The following is a 14440-nucleotide window of genomic DNA, read 5'->3' as shown; positions in this document are numbered from 1 at the left end:
ACAAGTAATTTGTAATTGACGAACCAAAACAATGAAGAATATTTTATATATATTATTACTGACAACTCAAGTTTTCTTTGCCCAAACAGGCTTCGAAAAAGGGAATGAATTGTATAAAGCAGGGAAATACGAGCAAGCCATTGATGCTTATGGAAGCGTATTGAAATTAAATCAACATTCCTCAGAATTGTATTTTAACCTTGGGAACTGTTATTATAAACTGAACAAAGTGGCGCCGGCTATTTATAGCTATGAGAAGGCTTTAGTGCTGAGTCCAAATGATCGTGAAGTAATTAACAACCTTAAATTTGCTCAAAAACGAACTATTGATGAAGTCAAGGTGGTGCCAAAGGTGGGTTTTGCCAAGTTGCTTCGTGATTTTACCGGAATTTATCATTACAATACTTGGTCGTGGATTGCGATAGGGTTATCCATTTCATTTTTACTTGCTTTTTTAGGCTATTATTTTTCAGAAACTACGTTGGCCAAAAGGATTTCGTTTTTTATAATGTTTGCACTTATTGTTTTTATTGTGATTACAGTTGCAGCGGCTTTCTTCGAAAAAAGCTATGATGATAATGAAAAACCAGCGATTGTTTTTGCCGAAATTGCGGAGGTAAGAAGCGAGCCACAAGGCGGAAGTTCGGTTGTTTTTGTGCTTCATGAAGGGACGAAAGTTTTTGTTGAAGAGGAAGTGGATAATTGGAAAAAAGTCCAATTAACCGACGGTACAGAAGGTTGGATTGAAAATGATGCTTTAAAGGAAGTGAAATAGTTTGTGGATTATTTGGTCTCAAATAGAGATTAAAACTATATACTTTAAGTACGTTTGGCTTTAGCTTCTAAAAACTTTAACACCGCAAATTCACAAATTTAAAAATAATAATAATTAGCGAATTTGCGGTCAAGATCTGTAATTTAACCGTACAGACTTTTGGTCTGCCAAACCAAAACTAAGGACTTTTAGTCCATAGTTGTTTGTTTAGTCTCTTCTACTTTCTTGGTTTCTCTAAAATCGCTATACCACTTTTCTAATGAAGGATAAATGTATTTCGAAACTTCTTGAATAGGATTGTAAAACATCGATTTATCAAGCGTTTCTTCTTTTGCAATCATATTATTTATGTTGATTTTCTGAAAAAGATTAATTACTACACTTAAAAGTAAAATGGTTTTTAGAACACTAAATACACCTCCAGCTAACTTATTAAATATACCTAAAAAGGCAAAATCCATAATCCCCGTTAGAACTTTTGCCAATACATGAACGGCAAGTACCACAGCTATAAAAGTGAGTCCAAATGCGATTATTTCAATGTATTTTGGTGACCAGGAAACATGATTTGCAAGCATTGCTCTTATCATATAAGAGAATTTTATAGCCATGTAAATTCCTAAAATAAGTGAAATTAAGGAAGCCAATTCAATGAAAAGCCCATTTTTCATTCCTTTGAATAAAGCATAAAGAAGTAATGCACCTAAAACAATATCTAAAAAACTCATAGTTAACTAATAAAATAGAATGGAGCAAAGATAAAAGAATAAAGAAAACACAGCAGACAATAGGGGAAAAACTAAGAAAAAGAGAGAAGTCTATAAAAGAATGAAGAAAATAGAGAATAGAAAATCCCGAAGTCAAAAACGGAGTTCTTATCTTTGCCTGAATTAAATTTTTAAAACTCAAAGAATGAAGTATTTTCTCTTTATTCTTTATTTTATTTTCTAAAAAAATGTCAAGAGACAATCAACTTAAAGAACGCTGGGAACAGCTTGTGCAAATACTTTCTAATCAATTTTCGCAAGGTGAAGATCTAGATTTAGATGCCATTATCTATTTGATAGGGGTCCAAGAACTCGGGAAAGTACACCGTGAATTTAAAAAAGACGAAAAATTAAACCTGATGCATATCGCGATTTGCCGTTTATTAGAGCCGTATGGCTTCTATGAATTCGAATTTTTCGATGAAGAAGGTTGGCCTCATTATCGTGTTAAAGAAGAATTACCAACACTAAAGGCAGGCGAGCAATCTGTTTTAATGAAAGAAGCTATTGTTAGTTATTTTATCGAAAGAGAATTGATATCGTAACTTGTATCCGATTTCCATTCACAGTCTTCGATCAACATTACTGAAAACTGCGACTGCCACTGCGTACTTAATAAATAAAAAATGCTTAAATTTGCACTCTCAATTATTGGATGAAAATGATAGACAAGATAAAAGAATATATTGGGGAAGCGCAAGCATTCTCTACACAAGATAAAGCAGAATTAGAAGTGTTTAGAATCAAATTTCTGGGTAGCAAAGGACTTTTAAAAGGACTTTTTGCTGAGTTCAAGAATGTTCCTAATGATCAGAAAAAGGAATTTGGGCAGGTGATTAATTTGCTAAAATCTTCTGCAGAAGAAAAAGTTAAAAGCATTCAGGATTCTTTAGAAAGCAAAGAGGAAACGAAGGGTTTTTATGGTGATTTAACACGTTCGTCAGAACCAATGATTATTGGTTCGCGTCATCCTATTTCATTGGTAAAAAACCAAATCATAGATATTTTCTCTAATATTGGTTTTAATGTGTCCGAAGGACCGGAAATCGAAGATGACTGGCATAATTTCTCTGCATTAAATTTGCCAGAATACCATCCGGCGCGTGATATGCAAGATACATTCTTCATCCAGACTGATCCAGATATTTTGTTGCGTACGCACACTTCATCAGTACAAGTGCGTTACATGGAGGAAAACAAACCGCCAATTAGAACGATTTCTCCAGGAAGAGTTTTTCGTAATGAGGCCGTTTCATCACGTTCGCACTGTATCTTTCACCAGGTAGAAGGACTATACATCGATAAAGATGTTTCCTTCGCTGATTTAAAACAAACACTTTTATATTTCACTAAAGAGATGTTCGGAAAGTCAAAAATCCGTTTACGCCCTTCTTATTTCCCATTTACGGAGCCAAGTGCTGAAGTAGATATTTATTGGGGTTTAAAGACAGAAACAGACTATAGAATTACCAAAGGTACCGGTTGGTTAGAAATCATGGGTTGCGGAATGGTAGACCCTAATGTTCTTAAAAACTGTGGAATCAATCCTGAAGAATACAATGGTTTTGCTTTTGGAATGGGAATAGAGCGTATCGCTATGTTGCTGTATCAAATTGGTGATATCCGTATGTTTTATGAAAATGACGTACGTTTCTTAGAGCAATTTAAATCAAGTATATAATTTTTTTTTTAGTGATTAGTAGCTAGTAAAGGTTAGTATTACTAAGCACTAAAAACTAAGGACTGAACACTATCTTATGAAAAAGGACATACATATCCCCGAAGTAGAAAATGTATTTATTGTCGCTGTCCAAGAATGGAGTGACGATTTTATGGAGAAAGTTTGGTACGCTTATTTAGTGAATGACAGTGATTTTCTTATCGAAAGCGTGATGGTTGTTTCTAAAGCATTTGGAACTATCGATGGCGAAATGAAAAAGACATCTTTGTTGCGTCATGCCTTTGTAGAAGTGCCTGCAGTTTCGGTGGTGAAAATAGAAATGCTCGAAAAAAGTGTTTTAGTACTCAACAATGAATTCATGGTGACCTATTTTATAGGAGACAAATTGTACGATAAAAAATTCATTTTTAAAGCTGATTGTATCAATGAAAATTCTGTGGAAGAAGTGCCAATATTATTCGTGGACGGAATTATCGTGAGATAGTTTTTTTATTCATATACCAATAAAAAACAACCGCAGATTCGCAGATTAATTTATAAAATCTGTGAATCTGCGGTTGTTTTTTTACTCTTGTTTATTTGAAGAAGAATTATTTTTTAATCCAATTGATCTGTCAATTTCTTGAAAACTGCTCTGGCATCTTTTCCTTCGTATAAAATTTCATAAACGGCATCAATTATTGGAGTTTTTGCACCATAGCCTTGATTTAGTTTGTAAGCGCTTTTAGTAGCGTAATAGCCTTCAGAAACCATGCTCATTTCCATCATAGCACTTTTTACTGTATATCCTTTTCCAATCATATTTCCGAACATTCTATTTCTTGAAAATATAGAATAGCCTGTTACCAATAAATCGCCTAAATAAGCCGAATCATTAATGTTACGCTTCATTTTATGGACTTTCTTGATGAATTTTTTCATTTCCCGAATTCCATTACTCATCAAAACCGATTGAAAATTATCTCCATAACCTAAACCGTGGGCGATTCCTGCGGCTATAGCATAAATATTTTTAAGCATCGCGGCATATTCAGTTCCTATGATATCGTCTGTGATCTTAGTTTTTATATAGTTCCCAGAAAGATTATTGGCAACTATTTTTGCTTTTTCGGCATCACCGCAAGCAATTGTTAGATACGATAAACGCTCTAAAGCAACTTCTTCAGCATGGCAAGGGCCTGTAATTACTCCAATGTTATGGTAAGGAATGTCATATTTAAAATGGAAATGTTCTCCTACAATCATACTCGTCTCAGGAACAATTCCTTTTATCGCAGAAAATATTACTTTGTCTTCTAGAGAAACGGTTAGCTTTTTTAATTCTCCTCCTAAAAAAGCCGAAGGTATGGCGAAAATGATGTAATCAGCATAAGCAACTGCTTCATTAATGTCGCTTGTAAGCTTTAATTTTTTTGTATCAAATTCCACCGAACTTAAATAATTCGGATTGTGTTTGTGTGCTTTTATATGTTCAATTGCAGGTTCGTTTCGCATGTACCACGAAACTTCAGAAAGATTGACGCATAACATTTTTGTAATTGCTGTTGCCCAACTTCCACCACCAATAACTGCAAATTTTATTTTACCGCTCATTTGTTTACTAAATTTAACCAAAAGTACTTAAAAATGGATTAATTAAACAAAAAATAAGTAATGATACTTGAAGTTTTGTTAAGTTAGAAAAGTAAAAATCATAAAAAAATCAAATATTTTGTAATTTAATACAATATAGTTATTTTTTTAACGTTGTAACTTACTATTAATTAAGTTATTTATGAATTTGGAATTAGTTAGTTTTGTTTTGGTGTTATGAAAAAGGCGTCCTAGAATCTAATTCAAGAACGCCTTTTTATTTGAGCTAGATTTTACTTTTCTTTAACTAGTAACTCATTTCAACAATAGATTTCACTTTTTCTAATGTAATATTTTGCTTTTCTCCTAAACCTTTCCAACCTCTTTCGTCAAAACGATTCACGATAAAGTCTGCGGTTTTGTCGTAGTCTTTTGTATAATCAGATAATTTAGTATCCATTCCCATAGTATGGAAAAATTCAACTGTTTTATTGATTGCCTCGTTCGCTATTTCATCCTCAGTTCCAGTTAAATTAAAAATACGTTTTCCGTATTGTGCTAATTTTCCTTTTTTAGTTTCAAACATCACTTTGTATAAACTAGGTGCAATTACAGCCAAGGTACGTGCATGATCAATTCCGTACATAGCAGTCAATTCATGGCCAATCATATGAGTTGCCCAATCGCTAGGTACTCCTTTTTGGATCAATCCGTTTAAAGCCATCGTACAACTCCACATAAAGTTAGACGCTAAAGCGTAATCTTTTGGGTTTTCTACGACCTTTGGCCCCACTTCAATTAAAGTTTGTAGAATTCCTTCGGCTATTCTATCTTGTAAAAATCCTTCGTGAGGATAAGTTAAGTATTGTTCCATTACGTGCGTGTAGGCATCAACTACACCATTTTGCAATTGTCTTTTTGGTAAAGATTCAATTACTGTTGGGTCGCAAATAGAGAATTTTGGAAACAAAGCAGAACCACCAAAAGCTAGTTTCTCTTTAGTAGATTCAATTGTAACAACTGCTCCCGAATTCATTTCACTTCCTGTAGCTGGTAATGTCAATACTGTTCCAAAAGGCACTGCATTTTCTTTAATTAAGATACGCTTTTGCAAAATCTCGATTGGATCTCCATTATAGTTAACTGCTGCAGAAATAAATTTCACACCGTCAATTACAGAGCCACCACCGACGGCTAGAATAAAATCGATTTTTTGTTCCTTTACAATAGCAACGGCTTTCATTAAGGTTTCGAAATGTGGATTTGCTTCAATTCCGCTAAATTCAACAATCTCAAATCCTTTTAGATTGTTTATGACCTGTTCATGAATTCCATTTTTAAAAATACTTCCGCCTCCGTAAGCCAATAATATTTTAGCTCCTTTTGGTACTAATTCACCTAATTTTTCTATTTGTCCCTTACCAAATACTAAATTCGTAGGGTTGTATAATTCAAAGTTTAACATGCTTATTTTTTTGAGTTTAATTGTTGTAATAATTTTTCGGCCACTAATATAGAAGACGCTGGATTTTGACCTGTAATTAATAAACCATCTTCTACTGCATAAGGTTGCCAATCTCCTACTTTAGAATATGCTGCTCCATTAGCTTGTAAGGCATCTTCTAATAGAAACGGAACTACATCTGTTAATCCTACTGCGGCTTCCTCTGTATTAGAAAAACCGGTAACTTTTTTTCCTTTAACTAAATAATCCCCATTCACTTTCACATTTTTTAATGCTGCCGGAGAATGACATACAAAAGCTACTGGTTTATTATTACTGTAGAAAGATGAAATTAAATCTGCAGAATTTTTATCTGTAGCCAAATCCCACATTGGTCCATGACCTCCTGGATAAAATACGGCATCGTAATCAGCTTGATTTACTGTGGCTAATTTTTTTGTATTTTTTAATTTCGCTTTTAAAGCTTCGTCTTTATCAAATCTTTTAGTGTCTTCTGTCGCGGCAGATGGATCATCACTTTTTGGATCAATTGGAGGCTGTCCTCCTAAAGGAGTTACAATGTCAATTTCTACTCCCTTATCAGATAATGCATAATATGGAGCAGCAAATTCTTCTACCCAAAATCCTGTTTTTTCTCCTGTGTCTCCAAGTTCGCTATGGCTGGTAAGAACAAATAATACTTTTTTCATGGTCTTTTTATTTTTTTGTTGTGCTGCTGCTGTGAAGCACGCAGACGTTAATAATACTATACTGGCAAATAATGCAACTTTCTTCATGTATGATTTTTGTTTATACAAATTTAAGGCGAATATGTTATTAGTAAAAATAATTTAAATTATGTTTGTGATAAATATATTTATATCATGGTCAATCTAGAATGGTACAGAACCTTTAAATCTGTTTATAAAAACGGTAATTTTTCATTAGCCGCTAAAGAATTGTATATCAGCCAGCCAGCCGTAAGTCAGCACATATCAATGCTGGAGGCGCATGTTGGTTATAAATTGTTCAATAGGAAATCCAAGGGGGTGGAGAAAACAGAATACGCTAAGTTACTCAATAATTTAATCATTGATGCTCTAGATCGGCTTGAAAATGTAGAGAGTAGTTTTCGTTCTAAAGCAGTGAATACGAATCAGTTAATTTCGATAGGAATTTCGAAACACCTGTTCAGTAGTATCGGGAGTTCTTTGCTTTCTAAATTTGATTATATCGATTTTAGTTTCCATGAAAATGATACGCTTTTTGAATTGGTTGACATGAAAAAACTAAGTTTTGCCATCGTCACTAAGCAATATGACACTTTCGATACGGTACAAAAGAAGGTCGGCAATATCAAACAAATTATTGTAGGCTCGACAAATATTGATGCTTCCGATGTAAAGTCTAAAATTAAAGCTAAAGAATTCTCGGAAGTGGAGAACTGGTTAAATAAACAAAAATGGTACAGTCATGATTCAGGTATTCCACATATAAAATTATTTTGGCTGCATGTTTTCAGCAAGAAAAGGCCTTCGATGATTCCTAATTTTTTTATTCCTTCTGAATATGAAATGCTGGAAGCACTTTCAAAAAATACAGGTCTTGCTGTAGTTTGGGATTGTAATAGTAAAGGATTTATTAAAGATGAAAAATTACAGCAAATATGGAATAGCAAGAAAATGCCCAATACTGAGGTTTTTTTAATCTCAGGCAAAAACGATACCCTTACTTCCGCTTTTGCAATTATTGCCGCGGAATTGGAAAAGGCGTTGGAATAATTACTTTTTATAAAAATTATTATGATCGATATATTCCCAGACTTTAGCCGACAAAAGAGGCTGAATATTTTTTCCTTCTTTAATATTATTTCTAATAAAAGTAGAAGAAATTTCAACTATGGGAGCGTCGATCAAATGTACTTTTGGGTGATTTTTAAGTTCTAGATTTTCAGGTTCAGATGAAATGCGAGGATAAACGTAGATGGTATGATTTTGCAAAATCACCTCATAATTTTTCCATTTGTACAGAGATTTCAAATTGTCTTCGCCCATAATTAATGAAAATTCATGATTGGGAAACTTCTCTTCCAAATGAACTAGTGTATTCACCGTATAATTAGGCTGCGACAATTTAAATTCAATGTCAGAAGGTTTTAATTTCGGGAAATCTTCGGTAGCAAGATGCGCCATTTGAAGGCGGTGGGAGTCATCAAGCAAGGTACTTTTTTTCTTCAAAGGATTGTGTGGCGTAACTACTAACCAAACTTGGTCCAAGTCGGCATTTTCAGCCATATGGTTAGCTATTATCAGATGCCCAACATGAATGGGGTTAAACGTTCCGAAATACAATCCTATTTTCATAAATATTATGTTTCACAAAGATTCACAAAATTTTCGCGAAGACTCACAAAGTAATTTAACTACTTAGCGTAGCTCTTTTTTTCTTTGCGAGTCTCTGCAGAAAAGTTTTTATTTCACAAAATCCTTTACCAATTGATAAGACTCTTCCTTAGCCGTATCTAAATCGTAGTTTTTTATAGTAGTATCAAACTGTGGAGCAGTGGCTAACTCAACGGAAGCTTTTGCGATTCGCATATTGATTTTATCTTCACTTTCAGTAGAGCGTTCCTTAAGTCTTCTTTTTAATTCATCCACACTTGGTGGTTTCACGAAAACGGCTAGTGTTTCTTCCGGAAATTTATGTTTAATACGGAGTCCACCAACGACATCAATATCAAAAATCACATTTTTTCCTTTGGCCCAGATGCGGTCAACTTCACTTTTTAAAGTCCCGTAGAAATTGTCTCTATATACTTCTTCCCATTCTAGGAAGTCGTCATTCTTGATGTGTTGTTTGAACTCTTTAGTAGTCATGAAATAGTAATCTTTTCCGCTTACTTCCTCGCCCCTAGGATCACGAGAGGCCGCCGAAATTGAAAATTCTAAATTCAGATCTTCTTTACTTAATAAATGCCTAACTATGGTCGTTTTTCCAGATCCTGAAGGTGCCGAAAACACGATTAATTTGCCTCCTTTATTCATTTTTTTTATTTTTTTAATTCCCACTTCGGGGGCTAGAGGGATTACAATACGTTCAAAACTTGTTCTTTTATTTTTTCTAATTCGTCTTTCATTTGAACGACTAATTTCTGCATTTGAGCATGATTGGATTTAGATCCCATGGTATTGATTTCGCGTCCCATTTCTTGAGTAATGAAACCTAATTTTCTACCATTAGCTTCTGTTCCGTTTATAGTTTCTAAGAAATAATCCAAGTGATTTGTCAAACGAACTTTCTCTTCCGTAATGTCTAGTTTCTCTAAATAATAGATTAATTCTTGTTCAAAACGATTCTCATCAACATTAACTTTCAACTCATCGATAGCAGTTTGTAGACGGTCTTTTATAGCTTGTACTCGCTCTGGATCTAATGCTAAAGCTTCTGTCATGTATTGACGAATGTTTGCAATGCGCAGTTGAAATTCTTTCTCTAATGACATTCCTTCGTCTCTTCTAAAAGTCTTAATGTTGTTTAAGCTTTCTTCGATTACGACTTTAATTTGGCCCCAGTCATTTTCATCAATTTCATCACGCTCAATTTTTAAAGCATCTGGCATTCTCACTGCCATTTTCATTAACTCAGTTTCTTCGGCATCTGCATAAACGGCTTTCAATTGGTTGATGTATGCTTTTACGATTGGCACATTCACTTTGGTAGTGGTTTGTTCAGCGGTACTTTCGATAAAAATAGAAAAATCTACTTTTCCTCTTTCAAGTGTAGAAGCAATTTGAGTACGTAATCCCAATTCCATTTCGCGGTAAAGCGAAGGCATTCTCACGTTTAGATCTAAACCTTTACTGTTTAAGGATTTTACTTCTACTGTTATTTTTTTGGTTGGTAATTGAATCGTTGCTTTACCAAAACCGGTCATTGATTGTATCATATATTTTTCTAAAAGAGTTCAAAGGTAATAAAAAAGTGGTCAGTGGTCCGTTTTTTAGTATTCAGTCTTTGTCATACTCACTGTTTTCGCGTTTCAATTTTCACAAGCGGGTTTCCGATTCCAATTTTCAATTTCTACTTTTCAATTTCAGTCTCCCCCTCTTTCAGAGCAGTCTGGGGGGAGGATGTCACCATATAAACACCCACAAATATCAATATTGCCGACAATATTTTCACCAGACTCAATTCGTCTTTGCCTAATCCAATGGCAAATATTGTGGCAAAAAGCGGTTGGAGATAAATAAAAACGGCAACAGTTGTTGGTTTTAATTCTTTCATGGTGATAAGGTTCAGTAAATAGGTTACGAAAGTGGAAATGACCACTACAAATCCTATTTTCCAATAGATAGATTTAGGAACAACGGACCAATCTACAGCTGTAAATTGGCTCCAGCCAAAAGGCAATACCATTAAAAAACCGAATAAATAAACCCATTTCACAAAGGTGAAGGCGTTGTATTTCTCCATTAATTTCTTGACGATGATCAAGTAAAAACCATAGGATACGGCATTTACAAAAACAAGCGTATTGCCAAGGTTCGCGTTTGTGGCGCTGCCAATGGATTGGCCGTATAATATAAGAAATGCTGTGCCTATTAATCCTAGAACAATACCGGAGACCATTCGTTTTCGCATGCGTTCCTTCATAATAATTGCCGAAAGAACTAACACAATCATAGGTGTTGTCACCATAATCACGGAAGCTGATATGGGCGAAGTAAGACTTAGTCCCTTAAAAAAGGTAAGCATGTTAAAAGCGACACCAAAGAATGCCGCAGCAATAATACGCGGAAAATCGTTGAAGGCTATTCTCTCCTTTGGCATAAAAAGCCAAGAAAGCCAAAATAAAAGCATCGAGCCGCTTACTCGCAACAAAATAAAGCCATAGGCATCTATATACTTCGGCATGACGTCCTTTGCGATGGTAAAAGTGACTCCGTAAATTACGGAAACAATGGTAGCGCCAAACAGCGCGACATTCCTTTTAGACATTAGCCAACGCTTTCATTACCTGAAGCATGTTTTGTTGCGTTCCGCCTACGTAAACAGCATTGTTGATGACAAAAACCGGTCGGCTCAAAAAAGTATAATGTTCTAAAATGTATTTTTTATAGTCGTGCTCAGTTAAGGATTTGTCTTTCAAATTCATGGACTTGTACAACTGCGCTTTTTTGCTAAACAACGCTTCATAACTTCCTGAAAGTTGGTACATTTCCTCCAGTTCGTCTGTTCTTAATGGATTTTGTTTGATGTCACGGAACACAAGGTCATTTCCTTTCGGTAACGATTTTATAATTTTTCTACAAGTATCGCAGGAAGCGATGTAATATATTTTGTTCATAATAAGATGCATTTTCTTTTTGCAAAGAAAATTCATTTAAGACGGAAAATGATTATTTTTATCAAAAAAATAGAAAAATGCAACAAACAATAGACGTTACCAGAACAAGTAGAAACTTATTATCTCAAATGTTGGCGGGATATACATTGGAACAATTGAATAAAATACCAGAAGGATACAATAATAACTTGATTTGGAATATCGCCCATGTTATTGTAGTTCAACAAATGTTGGTTTATAAATTATCGGGATTGCCTATGATGATTTCAGACGAAATGGTCGAGAAATATAAAAAAGGAACCAAGCCAGAACATATTGCAACGCAAGCCGAAGTCGATGAAATTCAATCATTACTTGCAGAAACCATCAATCAAACGGAAACCGATTTAGAAAACAACCTCTTTATTAATTATCAGGAATACCCAACATCAGCGGGGATCGTTCTAAATAGCGCTTCAGATGCGATAGCTTTCAACAATTTTCACGAAGGCCTTCACATTGGAATTATAATGAGTATCCGAAAGTTTATTTAGGCTGATTAGCGTTAGGAGCTAATCCCACTTTCCATTACAATCTCTCGCCCGCTGCTCTTTTTTTCTAAGCTATAAAAGGAGCTTCCTTTGGTCGCTCTTTTCTACCAGAAAAAATAGGGCAGCGGGCGAGAGTATTTTCATTTCAATCGGGGCTAAAACGCACTGCGAATCTAATAATGTGAATCAAAGTAAAAAAAGTAACGAATTGATTCTCGATCAACACCCGATAGGTTTTGAAAACCTGTCGGGTGTAATTTATTGAAGGTTTAATGTTTATGCTAAACCTTGATTCGCATTTATGACTATTTAATCAGCAAATAATCGTTCACTTCATTATAGGGTAGCAATAATTCTTTTGTTCCATCAGCATAAGAGGCGACTTCGTAGGGGTTGTAAAATAAAACCAATCCTTTATCGGTATAAAATAGGTTTTGAGGCAACTGGAAAGTATCGGCTTCAAACATAAATCCTGTGGCATTAATTGACCCGTTTTCGGGGATGTTATATTTGGTTCTAAATTTCTTTTCGACGAAAGTCTTAAAAGCATTTCGATCCTTAAACAATTGATTTTGATTAATCATTTTTCCTGTTTTTGGGTCAAACAGCAAAGAACGCATCCCTTGATAACCGTGAGCGCCGCCAGTATAGGTGTAATGTTTGATTTCGATATTGATGATGTTTTCAGAACTGTATTTTACTTCGCCATCAATTTGGGCTTCCCAGCCAAAAGAATCTCCAGGGAAATCTTTTTGCAGTTTTTCGTAAGATTCGATGAAGGAAGTCACTAATCCATTATAATCAGTAGCGGTATAGGGCTTTTCTCCAAAGTACACAATCTCTTTCAAAACAGAGAATACTTTTTTATTGATGCTGTCGGCTACTACAGGAACATCTTTAGCTATAGGAACCCGTACATTTATATAAGGACACTTGTCTTTACAAGCTAAAGTTGTCTTTTTTTCGAAAGACTGATTTTCAAAAGTCAATTCTTTTTTACAACTGATAAATAGAAATAATAGGGATGCAAAAAGGATGTAATTTTTCATGTAAAAAAAGTGTTAATTAAATACAAAGGTAGCAACTTGTCGCTTGCTAAGAATAAAATAATGGGTAAGTTTATGAAACCATTTACATTTGAAAATAAAAAGGATATGAAATTCAATACTAAAGCAATTCACGGCGGGCAACATCATGATCCAAGTACAGGGTCTGTTATGCCGCCGGTCTATCAAACGACTACATTTGCACAAACAAGTCCGGGGCAACCGATTGGGGAATATGAATATAGTAGAACTGCAAATCCTACAAGAGCAGCTTTAGAAAATGCGCTAGCCAGTATTGAGAATGGGGCAAGAGGATTGGCGTTTTCCTCAGGCTTAGCAGCAACAGATTGCGTATTACGTGGATTGAAGGCCGCTGATGAAGTTATTGCTATGGATGATTTATACGGTGGGACTTATAGAATGTTTAGTAAAATTTATAAAGATTCTGGAATAAAATTCCATTTTGTGGATATGAATGACATGGAGAAATTCAATTCATTGATCAACAAAAACACCAAATTAGTTTGGGTAGAAACTCCCACGAATCCTATGATGAAATTAGCAGATATCGCTGCAATTGCCAAAATCACAAAAGCGAATAAAATAGTTTTTGCTGTTGATAATACTTTCGCGACCCCGTATTTGCAGAATCCATTAGATTTAGGCGCTGACATTGTGATGCACTCAGCGACAAAATACCTTGCTGGACATTCGGATGTTATAGCAGGAGCTTTGATTATGAAAGAAGAAGAATTGGGTAAACAAATGCATTTTCAACAATTTGCTACTGGAGCAACATTAGGACCTATGGATAGCTTTTTAGTGCTAAGAGGAATAAAAACATTGCATTTAAGAATGCAAAGACATTGTGAAAACGGAGAGAAAGTGGCTGAGTTTTTAAACAATCACCCGAAAGTTAATACCGTCTATTATCCAGGTTTACCAAGTCATCCGTTTCATGAAATTGCTAAAAAGCAAATGAGTGGTTTTGGAGGAATGGTTTCTTTTGATTTTGTATCGGGTAAAAAAGAAGATGCAATTGGTTTTCTTGAAAAAATAAAATTATTCACTTTAGCAGAATCTTTAGGCGGAGTAGAATCACTTGCAAACTACCCAGTAATGATGGCTCATGCATCGATTCCAGAAGATAAGAGAAAAGAGATTGGAATCACAGATGATTTGGTGCGATTGAGTGTGGGTATTGAAGATATATACGATTTGATAGACGATTTAAAACAAGCTTTAGCAGTATAGAAATTACACTATAACTTTATATCC

Annotated in this window: 17 protein-coding genes; 7 read left to right on the top strand and 10 right to left on the bottom strand. The window is 34.7% G+C overall.

Translation table 11 applies throughout. The features are described 5' to 3' along the window. Positions 1–31: 31 nt before the first annotated feature. Positions 32–775, top strand: a complete 744-nt coding sequence (locus tag FQU23_RS03340; RefSeq protein ID WP_147672571.1) for a tetratricopeptide repeat protein — start codon at positions 32–34, stop codon at positions 773–775. A 188-nt stretch (positions 776–963) separates the two neighbouring features. Here the strand turns inward: FQU23_RS03340 and FQU23_RS03335 are convergent, their stop codons facing one another. Then, the gene (locus FQU23_RS03335; protein ID WP_147672570.1) at positions 964–1503 is read right to left on the bottom strand and encodes a CvpA family protein; all 540 of its coding nucleotides are present in this window, start codon (positions 1501–1503) and stop codon (positions 964–966) included. A 227-nt stretch (positions 1504–1730) separates the two neighbouring features. On the opposite strand from FQU23_RS03335, the gene FQU23_RS03330 reads away from it, so the two are divergent. From FQU23_RS03330 to FQU23_RS03320, 3 genes are all read left to right on the top strand, one after another. Beyond that, positions 1731–2087: a hypothetical protein gene (locus FQU23_RS03330; RefSeq protein ID WP_132109107.1), complete on the top strand. Its 357-nt coding sequence runs from the start codon at positions 1731–1733 to the stop codon at positions 2085–2087. Positions 2088–2203: 116 nt separating this feature from the next. Beyond that, positions 2204–3223 (top strand): phenylalanine--tRNA ligase subunit alpha, encoded by a 1020-nt coding sequence (pheS, locus tag FQU23_RS03325; RefSeq protein WP_147672569.1) that lies wholly within the window; start codon positions 2204–2206, stop codon positions 3221–3223. A 76-nt stretch (positions 3224–3299) separates the two neighbouring features. Continuing rightward, positions 3300–3707: a hypothetical protein gene (locus FQU23_RS03320; RefSeq protein ID WP_147672568.1), complete on the top strand. Its 408-nt coding sequence runs from the start codon at positions 3300–3302 to the stop codon at positions 3705–3707. Positions 3708–3820: 113 nt separating this feature from the next. Here FQU23_RS03320 and FQU23_RS03315 read toward each other — a convergent pair whose 3' ends face one another. The 3 genes from FQU23_RS03315 to FQU23_RS03305 all read right to left on the bottom strand — a co-directional run bounded on the left by FQU23_RS03315 (position 3821) and on the right by FQU23_RS03305 (position 7036). Further along, positions 3821–4816, bottom strand: a complete 996-nt coding sequence (locus tag FQU23_RS03315) for an NAD(P)H-dependent glycerol-3-phosphate dehydrogenase (protein ID WP_147672567.1) — start codon at positions 4814–4816, stop codon at positions 3821–3823. Positions 4817–5102: 286 nt separating this feature from the next. After that, a complete protein-coding gene (locus FQU23_RS03310; protein WP_147672566.1) occupies positions 5103–6260 on the bottom strand; it encodes an iron-containing alcohol dehydrogenase in 1158 nt (385 codons plus the stop codon). 2 nt (positions 6261–6262) lie between these two features. Continuing rightward, positions 6263–7036 carry a type 1 glutamine amidotransferase domain-containing protein gene (locus FQU23_RS03305; protein WP_165425716.1) on the bottom strand — a complete coding sequence of 258 codons (774 nt, stop codon included), beginning with the start codon at positions 7034–7036 and terminating at the stop codon, positions 6263–6265. Between the two features lie 87 nt (positions 7037–7123). Between FQU23_RS03305 and FQU23_RS03300 the strand changes: the two genes are divergently transcribed. After that, positions 7124–8020: a LysR family transcriptional regulator gene (locus FQU23_RS03300; RefSeq protein ID WP_147672565.1), complete on the top strand. Its 897-nt coding sequence runs from the start codon at positions 7124–7126 to the stop codon at positions 8018–8020. Here FQU23_RS03300 and nadD read toward each other — a convergent pair whose 3' ends face one another. The 5 genes from nadD to FQU23_RS03275 form a co-directional block, all read right to left on the bottom strand. Continuing rightward, positions 8021–8602, bottom strand: coding sequence for a nicotinate (nicotinamide) nucleotide adenylyltransferase (nadD, locus tag FQU23_RS03295; RefSeq protein ID WP_147672564.1), 582 nt, complete (start codon positions 8600–8602; stop codon positions 8021–8023). It lies immediately after the preceding gene. A gap of 108 nt (positions 8603–8710) precedes the next feature. Beyond that, the gene (gmk, locus tag FQU23_RS03290; RefSeq protein ID WP_147672563.1) at positions 8711–9283 is read right to left on the bottom strand and encodes a guanylate kinase; all 573 of its coding nucleotides are present in this window, start codon (positions 9281–9283) and stop codon (positions 8711–8713) included. Positions 9284–9324: 41 nt separating this feature from the next. Then, positions 9325–10185, bottom strand: coding sequence for a YicC/YloC family endoribonuclease (locus FQU23_RS03285; RefSeq protein WP_147672562.1), 861 nt, complete (start codon positions 10183–10185; stop codon positions 9325–9327). A gap of 134 nt (positions 10186–10319) precedes the next feature. After that, a complete protein-coding gene (locus FQU23_RS03280; protein ID WP_147672561.1) occupies positions 10320–11237 on the bottom strand; it encodes a DMT family transporter in 918 nt (305 codons plus the stop codon). After that, positions 11230–11586: an arsenate reductase family protein gene (locus FQU23_RS03275; RefSeq protein ID WP_147672560.1), complete on the bottom strand. Its 357-nt coding sequence runs from the start codon at positions 11584–11586 to the stop codon at positions 11230–11232. Before FQU23_RS03275 ends, FQU23_RS03280 begins: the two co-directional genes overlap by 8 nt. A gap of 77 nt (positions 11587–11663) precedes the next feature. On the opposite strand from FQU23_RS03275, the gene FQU23_RS03270 reads away from it, so the two are divergent. Continuing rightward, positions 11664–12119: a DinB family protein gene (locus FQU23_RS03270; protein ID WP_147672559.1), complete on the top strand. Its 456-nt coding sequence runs from the start codon at positions 11664–11666 to the stop codon at positions 12117–12119. A gap of 302 nt (positions 12120–12421) precedes the next feature. Here the strand turns inward: FQU23_RS03270 and FQU23_RS03265 are convergent, their stop codons facing one another. After that, positions 12422–13165 (bottom strand): DUF3298 and DUF4163 domain-containing protein, encoded by a 744-nt coding sequence (locus FQU23_RS03265; protein ID WP_147672558.1) that lies wholly within the window; start codon positions 13163–13165, stop codon positions 12422–12424. Between the two features lie 105 nt (positions 13166–13270). Between FQU23_RS03265 and FQU23_RS03260 the strand changes: the two genes are divergently transcribed. Then, positions 13271–14416, top strand: coding sequence for a cystathionine gamma-synthase (locus FQU23_RS03260; protein WP_147672931.1), 1146 nt, complete (start codon positions 13271–13273; stop codon positions 14414–14416). The last annotated feature ends 24 nt before the right edge of the window (positions 14417–14440 follow it).

The sequence above is a fragment of the Flavobacterium sp. XN-5 genome (assembly GCF_008033395.2).
Lineage (GTDB): Bacteria > Bacteroidota > Bacteroidia > Flavobacteriales > Flavobacteriaceae > Flavobacterium > Flavobacterium hiemivividum.
Note: the sequence above shows the minus strand (reverse complement) of the source record. Positions and strands in the feature narration are given on the sequence as shown.